Below are 13,617 nucleotides of genomic sequence, written 5' to 3' on the forward strand. Positions count from 1 at the left end.
TCTTTCCGGAGTATAGACTCCGCTTATGCTCGGACTGAAGAAAGCACAGGCCGCCGTCGACGACGCGAAGCGCACCGTCTCGACGGCCGCCGTGATTTCGGTCGTGGCCCTGGCGGTCGCCGTGGTGGCGCTCGCCGTCGCCGTTTCGAAGGGGAACTGATGGCTGAAGGACTGACCACCGGCGACGGAACTCCGGTCACCGACGTTCCGCCGATCGGCAACGAGGAAGCCGACTTCGCGAAGCTGCAGGCCGGTCTCGCTGCGGCGGCCGACTCCAAGCCCACCGAGAAGGCGCCGAGCCCGCCGAAGAAGGACCCGGCCCCGTACGGCTACAAGGCGGACGGGACGCCGAAGAAGGCCGCGGGCCGGCCAAAGAAGGACGAGGCGACCAAGCCGCGCGTGCAGTCACCGAAGGGCGCGCAGGCGAAGAAGGACTACACGGCCGACCTGACCGGCCTCGTGCAAACGCTCTGGGGTGCGACGGCAGCGTTCGCGCCGGCCGACGCCGGGGCGATCCAGGTGCACGGCCCGGGACTCGTGAAGGCGTGGAACGACCTCGCGGCCGAGAACGCCCAGGTCGCCAAGGGCATCGAGTGGCTGACGACCGGCAGCGCGTACGGCGCCGTCGTGATGACCACGGCCCCGCTCGTCCTGCAGCTGCTCGCCAACCACGGCGTGCTCCCCGGCGAGCGCCTGGCGCCGCTCGGCGTCCAGGAGCCGGCCGCGCTCGCCCAGCTCGCCCACGACACCGTTCGCGGAATGGCAGAGCAGGGGGAAGTCTGATGATTCAGCGGTTCTGTGACGCGTGCGAAAGGCCGGTCGAGCAGGGCGCGGAATACATCGAGGTCACTGTCGAGGGCCCGCGCTACAGCATGGAGGACTTCCACACCGAGTGCGCGAACGCGGGGAACCTCGCCGAGCGGATCCGTGGCTTCCTCGACGGCGACGTGACGAGGGTCAAGGTCGACCGCAGGAAGTGGTGACCGATGCAGATCGAGCGCATTCCCCGTGACGCCTTCCTTGAGGATTACTGGGACTACCGGGCCGGGGAGCACGTGAGCCTTATCGCGCCTACCCAGAACGGGAAGACGACGATGATGTTCGACCTGCTGCGGTTCACTGACACGTCGTGGTGCACGATTCCGCCGACGATGCTGATCGCCAAGCCTCAGGACCCGACGGTCGTCAAAGGGCTGGACATGCTGCAGTGGGAGGAGATTCACCGCTGGCCGCCGAAAAAGAAGTGGACGCGTGAAGTCCCCTACGGTTACGGGTACTGGCCGCGGCATCTGAAGAACGTCGAGACGTCGGTCAATAACGCGCACCTGGCGCGGGCTTTCCGTCCGGCGCTGCGTGACCTGTTCTGGAAGGGCAACACGGTCACGGTCGCGGACGAGATCTACCACCTGTGCGCCGTGCTGAACCTGAACGAGGAACTCACGCAGCACTGGACGCAGGGTGCGGGAATGGGCTCGGGCCTGTGGAGCGCGACGCAGAAACCCAGCGGAACGCAGCAGGGAACGGTGCCGTCGTTCATGTACAACTCGCCGACGCACACGTTTCTCGGCCGGGACCCTGATGAAAGGAACCGGAAACGGTTCGGGGAAATCGGGGGCATCGACGCGAAACTCGTCGAGTCCACGGTCGCCGGACTCGCCAAATACGAGTGGCTGTACATCCACCGGGACGGCCCGACGTACGCCATTGTCGAAGCGTGACATGAACTGGTAAGGAGCCGTACCATATGAGCGTGAGCGTACAGACGATGCCCTACTCCGACGCGGCTAAGCGCTGCTCGGACATCGTCACCATGCACATCGTGGCGGGGCAGGCGGGCCGGTGGTGCGCCATTCGGCTGTCGGATGGCGGCAGCGACAACGCCGTCTATGACACGCGCGCGGACGCCATTCGCCATCAGCTGCACGAGACCCTGTGCGCGTACGTTCAGATCCCGCGCGACAACATGCCGCCCGAACACGCCGAGCGGTTTCTGGCCTTCCACCGGAAGTGCTATGACGCCGGTCTCCGGCTGTCCGATCCCGACGACCGGCGCCAGCCGATCATGCCTTACACCCTCGAAGCGTTCCGGGGATTCATGAAGGGGAGCAGATGACGACTCCGATGCAGGCCCCCGCGCGGGGCAAGGCGCCGGCCAAGCAGGCGCCGGCCGTTCCGCCGCGCCCGTTCCGGGTCGGTGTCCAGAGCCACGAAGAGACCAACTACGACCAGACCCTGACGCAGACGTCGAGCACCCAGGACTACCCGGTGTTCGAGCTGCCCGCGCAGGGCTACCTCCGTGGCGTCTACCTCCAGTTCGACGCGTTCTCGACGAACTCGGCGGCGACCGCGGCCTACGCCGCGAACCAGCTGGACGCGCCGTTCAACATCCTCGACACGGTCGTCCTGGAGGACACCAACGGCAAGCCGATCGTCGGCCCGTTCGGCGGGTACGACCTGTACCTGGTCAACAAGTACGGCGGCTACAGCTTCGGCCAGGACCCGAAGGAGTCCCCGGAGTACGCGGCCGACACGGGCGCGAACGACATCAACATCAACTTCGTGCTGCGGATCCCCGTCGAGATCGTCGCCCGGGACACGCTCGGCGCTCTGCCGAACAAGAGCGGCACGAACAAGTTCCGGATCAAGGTCCGGATGGCCGCGATCGCCACCGTGTTCGCGACGGCGCCGACCGAGGCCATGTCGTGCCGCCTGCGCATGGTCCCCGAGAACTGGTGGGAGCCCGACGCCCAGGACCTGAAGGGCCGGCCGCTGCAGCAGTCGCCGCCCGCGTCGCAGACGACGCAGTACTGGACGAAGGGCGTCTACCAGGTGAACGCCGGTGACGCGCGGATCCAGGTGCAGCAGGGCATGGGCTACCTGCTGCGGAACCTGGTCTTCATCAACCGGACGACCGGCGACCTGCGGTCGAGCACCTCCGATGGCAACTTCCCGGACCCGGCGTCGATCCAGTTCGAGGCGAACATCCTGTTCGACCGGCTGCGCACCCAGTGGCGTGACCGGATCTTCCGCTACTGGAACCTGAAGGTCCCGGTCGCGACCTCCGACGTCGTGGCGGCCACGGGCGGCGGCGGCCGGGACTACAGCGTCTACCCCCTGCCGTTCACCGACGACTTCGGCCTCGTCCCCGGGGCGGAGACCCGCCGCGGCTACCTGGCCACCTCCGACGGGTCCCGGCTGGAGTTCCGCGGCACCTTCGGTGCCGCGTCCAACTTCGTCGTGCTCGCCAACTACATCGCCCCCGCCCGCATGGACGACGCGGCGATCACCGCCTGACATGGCCTCCGACGACTGTGGATGCCGGGCCCGGCAGGAGTGGCTGAACGGCCAGGTCCCCGGGCTCGGCGACGCGGTCGCCGAGGTAGCCGAACCGATCAAGAAGGAGATGGACAAGATGCCGGAGATCCTGCGTCCCGACATGAAGTCGCTGGTGTGGCTGGCGATCGGCGCCGTCGTGGTGCCGCTGGTGCTGAAGAAGCTCTGACCGTGATCAACATCGTCGTCGGGGCGCTGCTGGGCTACTTCGTGGCTCCGTGGCTGCTGCGCGTGATCCAGGAGAAGCGGGCCGGGTAGATGGCACTGGGGAAGGACATCAACGGCGTCGGCGTCGGTATCGCCGCCGCCGGTCTCGTCCTGACCTGGGCCGGTTTCCGGAACGTGTCCCCGATCGAGGCGTTCAAGCAGTTGGTGATGGGCAAGGCCCCGGAGGCGAACCCCAAGCCGGCGTTTCAGCCGGTCACGTTCTCCGGCTCGTCGGGGACGGTCGGCGGGCCGGGCCTGCAGACGATCGGGTCGGGCGGCGGGTCGGTGCTGGCCATGGCGCAGCAGGTGGCCGGGTCCCCCGCCGGCCGGTCGCGGTACTGCTGGGGCGGTGGGCACACCTCGTCCCCGTGCTCGGCGAAGTGCTTCGACTGCAGCGGCTACGCCTCGTGCGTGCTGAACCGGCTCGGCCTGCTGAAGGGGTCCATGACGACCCTGGGGTTCCTGGCCTGGAAGGGTGCGGTGACGGTCCCGTTCTCCCAGCGGCAGCCGGGCGACCTGCTCGTCACCACGACCCACATGGGCATCGCGATCGACGGCAACCGGATGTGGAACGCGGCGTGCACGGCGTGCGGGCCGGTGAAGGTGTCCTCCTACAGCTCGAAGTACACCGTCCGCCGGGTGCGGGGCGCCTCGTCGAGCTCGGCCCCGGTCGGGGAGGTGTGACGTGGCCAAGACGACCGGCCCGATTCTCGCCGTCGGCGGGATCACGTTCACGAACAAGCTGATCAACTCCGGTGACGTCGATATCCGCATCCCCGTCGGTACCGGCCTGGCGGCGATCCTGCTGTCCCTGGCCGAGCGGGTGCATGAGGGGCTGGCGGTCGGGGTCGCCTACATCGCGCTCGTCACCGTGTGCCTGACTCGAGTCGACCCGAAGGTCCCGAGCCCTGCCGAGACCCTCCTGAAGTACTGGAAGTGATCACATGCCTGTTGCCCAGAAGTTCGTCGGCGGGGTCATCATGATCGGCCTCGTCACCACGCTCATCCTGCCCAAGCGGCAGACCGTCCAGGTCATCAATGCCGTGTCCGGCCTGTTCCGCGGCGGCCTGGCCACCGCCATGGCCACGAAGCGGCAGTAGCCATGGCGATCTCCGGTTCGTTCAAGACGTCCGCGCGGTACATCGGGTACCGGCCGGACGCGCGCGGCAATGCGCGGAACTGGGGTGTCGGCGCGGACTCCGATCACGACGACCGGACCCCGGGGCCGCCCGGGTTCCCCGAGCCGGCGCCCGTGCACCGGCTGGAGGTTCCGCCGTTCATCGAGGACATGTTCGATGTGTCCCGGCAGCCTCCCAACTACGGGGACGCCGACACCGAGACGGCCGACTACAACGGGTACGCGCCCGTCGAGGCGTCGCTCGCTCAGCACGACGCGCCGACGATCCCGTGGGGCACGCCGGACAACGACCGGCTGCGGCGCATCTCGGGTGCGGCTCACAGCGCGCAAAAGCGCGTGTTCCCGTCCCAGATGGCCACGAAGGTCGCCCGCGGGTTCATGGACCGCATCGAGACGGTGCGGCTTCAGTCGCTCCCGCAGACGCCGATGGGCACCGGCGGGCCGCTGACGGGGCAGTCGCTGCGCGCGCTGCGGGGCCGCAACTCGCTCGCGGTGAACAACCCCGGCACCGAGGAGGGCCCGGACACCGGCAACTACGTCCGGCAGGGCTGGGAGATCTCCCGGTGGACCGAACGGCCGATGCGGCGCCGCGGCCTGTCGCACACCAAGCGTGAGCTGCACGTCAACACGGCCGAGGTCGGTGTCGAGGCGCCCGGCCTGCCCGGGCCGTACACCTCGCCGTTCGCCTCGTTCGGGTCGCTGCGGGTCGGCACCGCCCGCCCGGGTGTGCGGCGTGAGCCGCGGCCCTGGGACGAGGACGACCGGACCGACTTCACCGACGACACCGGCAACCAGTTCGTGGGGGGCTTCTGATGGCAGGCACCGTGAAGATCCCCGGCGTCGGGTCGGTGCCGACCAAGTGGGCGGTCGCCGGCGGTGTCGCGGTCGTCGGCATCGCGGGCGTGGCCTACTGGCGGTACTCCAACAACAAGGCCGCTATCGCCGAGGAGTCGACGCCGACCGTCAACGACACCACGGGGGAGTCGGAGACGGTCTACCCGGCGTACGCCACGGACTACGCGGCGGACGACTCCTACAACGGCGGCGCCTACCCCTACCCGTCCTACACGACGCCGTCGTACGGGGTGACCACGACGACGCAGACGCCGGACCCGGTCACCAACAGCGAGTGGACGCAGCGCTCGATCGAGCAGCTGGAGAACATCGGCGTCGAGGCGCAGGCCGCCAGCCTGGCCGTGTCCCGGTACCTGCTGAAGGAGTGCGTGACGGCGACGCAGGCCGACCTTGTCCGCCAAGCCGTCGCCGCGCTCGGCACGCCCCCGCAGGGCAGCTTCTCCATCATCGTGTGCCCGTCGGCGCCGTCGGGGAACAACGGGACCGGGAACACCCCGACCGACGCGCCCCCCGACCAGGTCAAGACCCTGAAGGCGACGGCGGTCGCGAAGACCTCGATCACCCTGGACTGGCCGCCCGCGGCGCGGGCCGAGGGCTACACGGTGTACAAGAACGGCGCCCGGCACCAGACCGTCCGGTATTCGAAGTACACCGCGCAGGGCCTGCGGCCGAACACGAGCTACACGTTCGACGTGATCAGCGTCGGCAAGGACGACCACGAGCGCGGGCCGGCCGCGCGCGTCACCGTGCGAACGAAGAAGTGAGGAACCATGAGCGTCCTGAAGCCTGACGTCTCGATCCCGGTCGCGCTCGCCACGGGCGCGCTGGTGTACGGCGTCTACAACCTGGCGCTGCCGTCCGTCGCGGACGTGCGCACCTCGGCCGAGAACCACCCCGATGTCGACTCGGCGAACAAGATGGCGACCTGGACGAGCGCCGTCGCGGTCGCCGGTATCGCGCTGATCGCCAAGGACATGAACGTGTTCATCGTCGGCGGCGGGATGACGATCGCCCTGTCGTGGTGGTACCGGCACGCCGACCAGGTCGTCCCCGAGCTGTCCGGCCTCGTCCCTCAGTTCGGCGGAGAGCCGGAAATGGTCGACGCCGAGGGCGCCGCCATGGCCCCGTCGTTCTGAGGCCGCTGTGGCGACGCTGAAGCCGTACCAGGTGGCGGCGGCGGCACTGCTGGGCGGGTTCCCCGCCTCGCAGGTGCCGACCGCCGTCGCCGTCGCGCGCGGTGAGTCGTCGTACAACACCGGGTCGGAGAACTCGTGCTGCACGGGCCTGTGGCAGGTCCACCGGACGGCGCACGCCGACAAGATCGCCCGGCATGGCGGGCTGGCGAAGCTGAAGGACCCGGTCGTCAACGCGACCATCGCGCACGAGATCTGGGCGGCGGCCGGCGGGTGGTGCACGACGGGCCGGGTCGGGCAGTGCAACCCGTGGCAGGCGTACGGCGTGTCGAACCTGACCGGCTCCTGGAAGACCAAGCTCGCCGAGGGCGCCAAGGCCTACGCCGAGGTTCAGCGGCGGCAGCAGGCCGGGGAGACGCTGCAGTCCATGGCGGGGTCGGGCGGGGTCGAGGGCATCGACGTCCCGAACCCGCTGGCGCCGCTGCAGGGCGCCATGGACGCGGCCGGTGCGATCGCAGGGTTCGCCAAGGCGATCGTCGACTTCGCCAACCGGGTCGGCGGGTGGATCGCCGACCCGCAGTCGTGGATCCGCGTCGCCGAGGTGATCGGCGGGACGCTGCTGTTCGGGCTCGGCCTGCGCATCGCGTTCAACAAGCAGGTCATGGAGATCGGCGGGCAGGTCGTCCGGGCGGTCGTCCCGGGCGGCAAGGTGACCAAGCTCGCGACGAGCGCAGTGAAGGGGAAGTGACATGGACACTGACCAGATGCATGCGGGGGGTCCGGCCGACGTGACGCCCGACCTGGACGAGCTGCAGCAGCAGGACCCCGAGGTTCCCGCGCTCGACGTCGACGTGGTCGGCCCCGTCCAGGTGCACCCGCTCCCGGCCCGCACCTGCGTGATGCACAACGTCACGGTGGGGACGGCGGCGACACAGATCCTCGGCCGCGACCCCCGCCGCGGCCGGGTCATGCTGTGGGGGTACGCCTCGTCGGCCGCGCTGTTCTACGTCGGCACCCGCGACGACGAGGTCACGGCCGGCACCGCGGCCAAGCTCGTCGCGGTGAAGAACGACGCGACCGCGCTCCCGCAGGTGCTGGAGCTCCGGCACTGCGAAGCGCTCTACGTCAAGGCCGGCACGGGCACCGTCGACGTCCAGTACGTCGCCGAGCAGTGGGCGGACTGATGCCCACCCGGCAGCTGCACGACTCGGCCCGGGTCACGCTGAACGCCTCCGGCGCGGGCACGGTCCGGCTCGGGCCGAGCCGGCACGGCGTCCGGTGGATCATCCGCCGGATCACCGTCCAGACGTCGACGGCGACGCTCGTCCCGCTCGCCAAGGTGTACCGCGGCGGGGTCGGTGACGCCTCATTCATCTCCGGGACGTTCGTCGGGTCGTTCGACGCCGACGACGGCCTCGACGAGCAGCTCGAGAACGGCGAGTACCTCACCGTCGCCTGGACCGGCGGCGACGTCGGAGCGATCGCCACGGCGACGTGGAGCGGCGACGAGGAGACACAGTGAGCTTCCAGAACCCGATCATCGGCGGCAACGACACCCTCGTCCGGCAGGCGATGCAGTCGGAGGGGTTCCAGACCGGGGTGACCGGGTGGCGGATCGAGCGCGACGGGGATGCGGAGTTCAACGACGTGGTGGTACGGGGGGAACTGGACGTGACCGGAACCGACGGGTCGTACGTGCGGGCGGTCGCCCAAGGCGGCCACGCCGACGTGCTGCTGAACCCGCAGGACGTCGTCGGGCAGACGTGGGACCCGGCGGTCCTCACCGCCGACGTCGACCCCGGCAACGTCGGGACCGACATTCCCGCGCTGACGATCCGGTCGCCTGCCGCCCAGGGCAGTGTTGAGCCGGCCGCCGAGATCTTCATGCTGGGGCCGGGTGAGCTCGACCAGAACGCGATCTCGCTGCGCGCCAACTCCATCGACATGGGCAAGGGGTCGTCGCCCACCGACACGACGGTGAACGTCACCGGGTCGTTCTTCGTCACGGGCGATTCGCTGTTCGACGGGAGCGTGGACGTCACCGGCGACCTGAACCTGGGGGCCTGGACGAGCTTCACGCCGACCTGGACGGCGAGCACGACCAACCCGTCGCTCGGCAACGGGACGGTCGACGCGGCGTACCGGGTGTGCGGGTCGACGGTGTTCTTCCGGATCAGCTACGTGTTCGGGTCGACGACGAACTTCGGGTCGGGGGCGTGGGGGTTCTCACTGCCCGTCGCGCCGATCAGCCCCCAGGCGGCCTCGGCGGTGCTCGCCGACTCCTCCGCCAGCAACCGGCTTCCGGGCACGGCGTGGCTGACGGCCGGGTCGGGCATCTTCCGCGTCCTCAACACCAGCGGCAGCTTCGGGACGTCGTCGACGTCGCCGTTCACGTGGGCGACGGGCGACGGGCTGATCATCAGCGGCAGCTACGAGACGTAGGGCCCGTTCAGTCAAGGATATTCAGCCCAACAACGCTTTCCGGCGGCCTGCTAGTAAGCGGTGATGCACAGCGTTCGGACGTTCATAGTCCGCGAGTACCTGGACTGACGGGCGTCCTCCCGGCGGCGCCGCCGCGCGGCCGGGAGGACCGTCCAACGCCGGCCGTCATCTGGGCATTGCGTCGCATTTCGTCCGAACGTTGATTTACCGTGGTGGACATGCTGATCGTGACGACTGATGGCGTGGCGGGGTACGAGATCAGGAGCGTGCTCGGGGAGGTCCTCGGTACGGCCGTCCAAGCGGATCAGGGCTCGGCTCCGCACCCCGGGCAGGCCGGTAGCAGTGCGACGTTCCGGGTGACGGGGGAGCAGCCGGGCGTGAGCCTGGCCGCGGCGCGCCGGGAGGCGGTGGACCGGCTCGGCGAGGAGGCGCGCCGCAAGGGCGCGAACACGGTGGTCGGCATGCGGTTCGACACCGCCGCGGTCGGCGGCGCCCTGGAGGTCTGCGCCTACGGGACGGCCGTCTGGGCGGAGCCGGCGGGGCAGCAGCGCGAGCAGGCGCCCCAGTACCAGCAGCAGCCCCCGCAGCAGGGGCACATGCCCCCGTACGGGGAGCCGCAGGCCGGCGGCCCGCCGATGGTCGCCCGCAACCTCACGATGGGCCTCCAGGACCGCCCGCGCTGAGGGGCCCGCGACGTGGGATGACTCACTGTCGCGGGGGCCACTTGACGTGGTGAGGTTAGCTTTCGCTAATTTAGGTAAGCCTAACCATCGCACGCCCCCTGGAGTCCCTGATGCGTCCTGTGTCCGTCCTCGCGCTCGCCGGCGCCGCAACGGTGTCGATGTCCCTTTTGACGGCGTGCGGCGGTGACGGCGACAAGGCGGACGCGGCGGGCGGCATCGCGGTCACGGCCACCGACGACTCCTGCGAGGTGGCCAAGACCGACCTGCCCGCGGGCAAGACCACCTTCAAGGTCACCAACAAGGGCTCGAAGGTCAACGAGTTCGAGGTCCTCAAGCCGGACGGCAAGATCCTCGCCGAGCGGGAGAACATCGGGCCCGGCACCAGCGTCGACTTCGTCGTGAACCTGCCCGCCGGCCGGTTCAAGCTGCTGTGCAGCGCCGGGCAGACCGGCAAGGGCCCGTCCCAGAACGTCACGGTCAGCGGGGCCGCGGCCGGCGGCGACCAGCGGCTCGACAAGGCCGCCGCCGACTACAAGGCGTTCGTCGTCGTCCGGCTCGACGACACGATCGCCAAGACGAAGCAGTTCGTGGACGCGGTCAAGGCCGACGACGTCGAGAAGGCCAAGGAGCTGTACGCGCCGTCCCGCGTCGGCTGGGAGACGATCGAGCCGGTCGCGGAGAAGTTCGGCGACATCGACCCCAAGGTCGACGCCCGCGAGGCCGACCTCAAGCCGGAGGAGAAGAAGGACTGGTCCGGCTGGCACCTGCTGGAGAAGGCCCTCTGGAAGGACGGCTCGGTCAAGGGCAAGGAGAAGTACGGCGACCAGCTGCTGAAGGACCTGGAGTCGCTGAAGTCGCGGCTCCCCGGCCTCACCCTCGACCCGGTCAACGACATGGCCGGCGGCGCGAAGGAGCTGCTGGACGAGGTCGCCACCGGCAAGGTCACCGGCGAGGAGGAGGCGTTCAGCCACACCGACCTGGTCGACTTCAAGGCCAACGTGGACGGCGCCAAGAAGATCTACGAGCTGCTCAAGCCGGTCGTCCAGGAGCGGGACGCGCAGCTCGCGAAGGACCTCGACGAGAACTTCGCCGCCGTCGAGGCGCTGCTGAAGAAGCACGAGAAGGGCGACGGCTACGTCTCCTACGACAAGGTCGGCAAGGGCGACCGCAAGGAACTGGCCGACGCCGTGAACGCGCTGGGCGAGCCCCTTTCCAAGCTCGCCGAAGCCGTCGCGAAGTGACCCGGGACGAAGGGGACGGTGGCGAGATGACGGAGACACGGCCGGGGCTGTCCCGGCGCAGGATGCTCGGCTTCTCCGGTGCGAGCCTGCTCGTCGGCGCCGCCGCGGGGGCGGGCCTGGACCGGGTGGCGTCCGCCGACGAGGACACCGGCGCGGGCGCGGCGATCGCGTTCCGCGGCGCCCACCAGGCGGGCATCGCCACGCCCGTCCAGGACCGGCTCCACTTCGCGGCGTTCGACGTGACGACCGGCGACCGCGACCGGCTCGTCCGGATGCTGAAGGAGTGGACGGACGCGGCCGCCGCCATGACCGCCGGAAAGCCGGTCGGGGACGGCGCGGTCGCCGGGCCGGCGGTGGCGCCGCCCGACGACACCGGCGAGGCGCTCGGGCTGCCGCCGTCCCGGCTCACGCTGACGATCGGGTTCGGCCCGACGCTGTTCGAGAAGGACGGCAAGGACCGGTTCGGCATCAAGGCGCGCCGCCCGCCCGCCCTCGTCGACCTGCCGCACTTCCCCGGCGACGGCCTCGACCCCGACCGCAGCGGCGGCGACATCGTCGTCCAGGCGTGCGCGGACGACCCGCAGGTCGCGGTGCACGCCGTCCGGAACCTGGCCCGCATCGGGTTCGGCGTGGTCGCGGTCCGCTGGTCCCAGCTGGGTTTCGGCAAGACGTCCTCGACGACGCCGAGCGCGCAGACCCCGCGCAACCTGTTCGGGTTCAAGGACGGCACCGACAACATCGCCGAGACCGACAAGACGCTGCTCGACCGGCACGTGTGGGCGGGCAAGGGCGACGGCGCCGACTGGATGGAGGGGGGCTCCTACCTCGTCGCGCGGCGCATCCGGATGCACATCGAGACCTGGGACCGGACGTCGCTGCGCGAGCAGGAGGACATCTTCGGCCGGAACAAGGGCGAGGGCGCGCCGGTCGGGCAGGAGAGGGAGCGCGACAAGCCCGTCCTGTCGCAGATGAAGCCGGACGCCCACGTCCGGCTGGCCCACCCCGACTCCAACCACGGGGCGCGGATCCTGCGCCGCGGCTACTCGTTCACCGACGGGTCCGACGGCCTCGGGCGGCTGGAGGCGGGCCTGTTCTTCATCGCCTTCCAGCGCGACCCGCGCACCGGGTTCATCAAGATCCAGAACTCGCTGGCCGCCGACGCGCTGAACGAGTACATCCAGCACGTCGGATCCGGCGTCTACGCGTGCCCGCCCGGCGTCCGCGAAGGCGGCCACTGGGGCGACACGCTGTTCGCCTAGCCGTGCTGTTCGTCTAGCCCTGCTGCGCGCGTTCCGCCCGGATGCGCGCCACCACGTCGCCGGCGGTCGTCTTGATGGACTCCAGTTCCTGCAGGTAGGCCCAGTAGTCCGGGTGCGCCCCGGTGAGCCGGTCCGGGGCGCGCTCCAGCCGCTCGACGAGCGAGTCCAGCACCTGGGCGTGCCGGGGCGCGGGCCCGCCCGGCTGCGACATGGCGAGCCGCTGCGCGTCCCGCACCGCGAAGTGGACGCTCTCGGCCGGCCGGGACGGGTCCTCGGCCACCGCCTTCAGCTCGTCCACCCGGCCGGTGACCTGGCCGGCGCGGCGGTCGGCGGCGTTCAGCTCGGTGCGCGCCGCGGTGAGCGCCTGCTGCGCCTGCCGCCACTCGGTGCGGGCCGCGTACGCGGACGCCTCGTTCAGCCGCTCGCGGGCGCGGGTGACGGCCGCCTCGATGGACTCGGGCGCGCCCTTCAGGTCCTGCCAGCACGACTGGGAGTAGCCGCGGACCAGGATCCGCATCGCCTCCCTGACGGGCCCGGCGCGGTTCGCGACGACGTCCACCCGCGTCCGGGCGGAGGCGAGCGAGTTGCGGACCTTCTGCGCCATCTGCGGCAGCTCCGCGGCGGCCTCACGCGCCCGCTCGGCGATCTCGCGGACCTCGTCGGCCTTGCGGATGGCGCCGTCCAGGCCGAGCCCGCCGAGCCCCTGCGAGCCGAGCTGCGCCAGCACCTGCCGGGCGCGCTCCAGCTCCGCCTCCGGCTCGGCGGCGTCCATCCCGGCCTCCTTCGCCGCGGCCACGGCGGTGTCGGCGGCGGCCACGGCGTCGCGGGCGGCGGTGAGCCGCGGCGGGAGCTGGTCGAGCGCGGACTCCAGCCGGGCCATCTGCGGCGCGAGCCGCTCGGCGAAGCCGTTCAGGTTCCGGGTGATGTGCTGAAGCCGCTCGGTGGACGCGACGAACGCGCGCCGGGCGGCGTCGTACTCGGCCGGTGACCGGTCCCGGTCATCGAGGTCGTGCGCGTCCAGGACGGAGATGTAGGCGACGGACGCGGCGTCGGCGGCCTCGGCGAGCCCGCTGAACTCCCGCCGCGCGGGCGCGGCGGCCTTGGCGTCCAGGTCCTCGAACACGGTGACGCGCCCGTCGATGTACTTCTGTGCCTGGTCCATGTCGTAGAAGGCGGCCGCGGCCGCCTCTCTGGCCTCGACGGCCCCGGCAGCAGCCTGTGCCCCGCGGCCGCTCCGGCGGCGCTGGTCACCCGGTCCCCGCAACGCTGCCTCCCTTCGTCCGCCCCCAGTCTTGCGCAAACCCCCCGCATGCGTGAGACGGGTGG

21 protein-coding genes are annotated in these 13,617 nt (G+C 70.5%); 20 read left to right on the plus strand and 1 reads right to left on the minus strand.

Going from position 1 to position 13,617, the window contains the following annotated elements:
- Positions 1–25 precede the first annotated feature (25 nt).
- From ACQPZP_RS14555 to efeB, 20 genes are all read left to right on the plus strand, one after another.
- Entirely contained in the window at positions 26–160 is a 135-nt protein-coding gene (locus tag ACQPZP_RS14555) for a hypothetical protein (RefSeq protein WP_433478138.1), read from the plus strand.
- Complete coding sequence (locus ACQPZP_RS14560; RefSeq protein WP_433478139.1) at positions 160–783, plus strand: hypothetical protein; 624 nt, start codon at positions 160–162, stop codon at positions 781–783. The genes ACQPZP_RS14555 and ACQPZP_RS14560 overlap by 1 nt, the downstream gene beginning before the upstream one ends.
- Positions 783–983 (plus strand): hypothetical protein, encoded by a 201-nt coding sequence (locus ACQPZP_RS14565; protein WP_433478140.1) that lies wholly within the window; start codon positions 783–785, stop codon positions 981–983. Before ACQPZP_RS14560 ends, ACQPZP_RS14565 begins: the two co-directional genes overlap by 1 nt.
- A gap of 3 nt (positions 984–986) precedes the next feature.
- Positions 987–1,718: a hypothetical protein gene (locus ACQPZP_RS14570; protein ID WP_433478141.1), complete on the plus strand. Its 732-nt coding sequence runs from the start codon at positions 987–989 to the stop codon at positions 1,716–1,718.
- 32 nt (positions 1,719–1,750) lie between these two features.
- The gene (locus tag ACQPZP_RS14575; protein ID WP_433478142.1) at positions 1,751–2,113 is read left to right on the plus strand and encodes a hypothetical protein; all 363 of its coding nucleotides are present in this window, start codon (positions 1,751–1,753) and stop codon (positions 2,111–2,113) included.
- On the plus strand, positions 2,110–3,294 hold the full coding sequence (locus tag ACQPZP_RS14580; RefSeq protein ID WP_433478143.1) for a hypothetical protein: 1,185 nt from the start codon (positions 2,110–2,112) through the stop codon (positions 3,292–3,294). The genes ACQPZP_RS14575 and ACQPZP_RS14580 overlap by 4 nt, the downstream gene beginning before the upstream one ends.
- 1 nt (position 3,295) lies before the next feature.
- Complete coding sequence (locus tag ACQPZP_RS14585; RefSeq protein WP_433478144.1) at positions 3,296–3,502, plus strand: hypothetical protein; 207 nt, start codon at positions 3,296–3,298, stop codon at positions 3,500–3,502.
- Positions 3,503–3,591: 89 nt separating this feature from the next.
- A complete protein-coding gene (locus tag ACQPZP_RS14590; protein ID WP_433478145.1) occupies positions 3,592–4,224 on the plus strand; it encodes an NlpC/P60 family protein in 633 nt (210 codons plus the stop codon).
- Position 4,225: 1 nt separating this feature from the next.
- Positions 4,226–4,480, plus strand: a complete 255-nt coding sequence (locus ACQPZP_RS14595) for a hypothetical protein (RefSeq protein ID WP_433478146.1) — start codon at positions 4,226–4,228, stop codon at positions 4,478–4,480.
- Positions 4,481–4,484: 4 nt separating this feature from the next.
- Complete coding sequence (locus ACQPZP_RS14600) at positions 4,485–4,640, plus strand: hypothetical protein (protein ID WP_433478147.1); 156 nt, start codon at positions 4,485–4,487, stop codon at positions 4,638–4,640.
- A gap of 2 nt (positions 4,641–4,642) precedes the next feature.
- Complete coding sequence (locus ACQPZP_RS14605; RefSeq protein WP_433478148.1) at positions 4,643–5,491, plus strand: hypothetical protein; 849 nt, start codon at positions 4,643–4,645, stop codon at positions 5,489–5,491.
- Positions 5,491–6,297: a fibronectin type III domain-containing protein gene (locus ACQPZP_RS14610; RefSeq protein WP_433478149.1), complete on the plus strand. Its 807-nt coding sequence runs from the start codon at positions 5,491–5,493 to the stop codon at positions 6,295–6,297. The genes ACQPZP_RS14605 and ACQPZP_RS14610 overlap by 1 nt, the downstream gene beginning before the upstream one ends.
- Before the next feature lie 6 nt (positions 6,298–6,303).
- Complete coding sequence (locus ACQPZP_RS14615; RefSeq protein WP_433478150.1) at positions 6,304–6,669, plus strand: hypothetical protein; 366 nt, start codon at positions 6,304–6,306, stop codon at positions 6,667–6,669.
- Positions 6,670–6,676: 7 nt separating this feature from the next.
- Positions 6,677–7,414, plus strand: a complete 738-nt coding sequence (locus ACQPZP_RS14620; RefSeq protein ID WP_433478151.1) for a hypothetical protein — start codon at positions 6,677–6,679, stop codon at positions 7,412–7,414.
- Position 7,415: 1 nt separating this feature from the next.
- Positions 7,416–7,850: a hypothetical protein gene (locus ACQPZP_RS14625; protein ID WP_433478152.1), complete on the plus strand. Its 435-nt coding sequence runs from the start codon at positions 7,416–7,418 to the stop codon at positions 7,848–7,850.
- Positions 7,850–8,188, plus strand: coding sequence for a hypothetical protein (locus ACQPZP_RS14630; protein WP_433478153.1), 339 nt, complete (start codon positions 7,850–7,852; stop codon positions 8,186–8,188). The genes ACQPZP_RS14625 and ACQPZP_RS14630 overlap by 1 nt, the downstream gene beginning before the upstream one ends.
- Positions 8,185–9,108 carry a hypothetical protein gene (locus tag ACQPZP_RS14635; RefSeq protein ID WP_433478154.1) on the plus strand — a complete coding sequence of 308 codons (924 nt, stop codon included), beginning with the start codon at positions 8,185–8,187 and terminating at the stop codon, positions 9,106–9,108. The genes ACQPZP_RS14630 and ACQPZP_RS14635 overlap by 4 nt, the downstream gene beginning before the upstream one ends.
- 218 nt (positions 9,109–9,326) lie before the next feature.
- Positions 9,327–9,791 (plus strand): YbjQ family protein, encoded by a 465-nt coding sequence (locus tag ACQPZP_RS14640; protein ID WP_433478155.1) that lies wholly within the window; start codon positions 9,327–9,329, stop codon positions 9,789–9,791.
- 110 nt (positions 9,792–9,901) lie between these two features.
- The gene (efeO, locus tag ACQPZP_RS14645; RefSeq protein ID WP_433478156.1) at positions 9,902–11,032 is read left to right on the plus strand and encodes an iron uptake system protein EfeO; all 1,131 of its coding nucleotides are present in this window, start codon (positions 9,902–9,904) and stop codon (positions 11,030–11,032) included.
- 26 nt (positions 11,033–11,058) lie between these two features.
- Positions 11,059–12,291 (plus strand): iron uptake transporter deferrochelatase/peroxidase subunit, encoded by a 1,233-nt coding sequence (gene efeB, locus ACQPZP_RS14650; RefSeq protein WP_433478157.1) that lies wholly within the window; start codon positions 11,059–11,061, stop codon positions 12,289–12,291.
- Between the two features lie 13 nt (positions 12,292–12,304).
- Here efeB and ACQPZP_RS14655 read toward each other — a convergent pair whose 3' ends face one another.
- Positions 12,305–13,555 carry a molecular chaperone DnaJ gene (locus ACQPZP_RS14655; RefSeq protein WP_433478158.1) on the minus strand — a complete coding sequence of 417 codons (1,251 nt, stop codon included), beginning with the start codon at positions 13,553–13,555 and terminating at the stop codon, positions 12,305–12,307.
- Positions 13,556–13,617 lie beyond the last annotated feature (62 nt).

Origin of the sequence: Spirillospora sp. CA-142024, from assembly GCF_050942325.1 — a bacterium.
Lineage (GTDB): Bacteria > Actinomycetota > Actinomycetes > Streptosporangiales > Streptosporangiaceae > Spirillospora.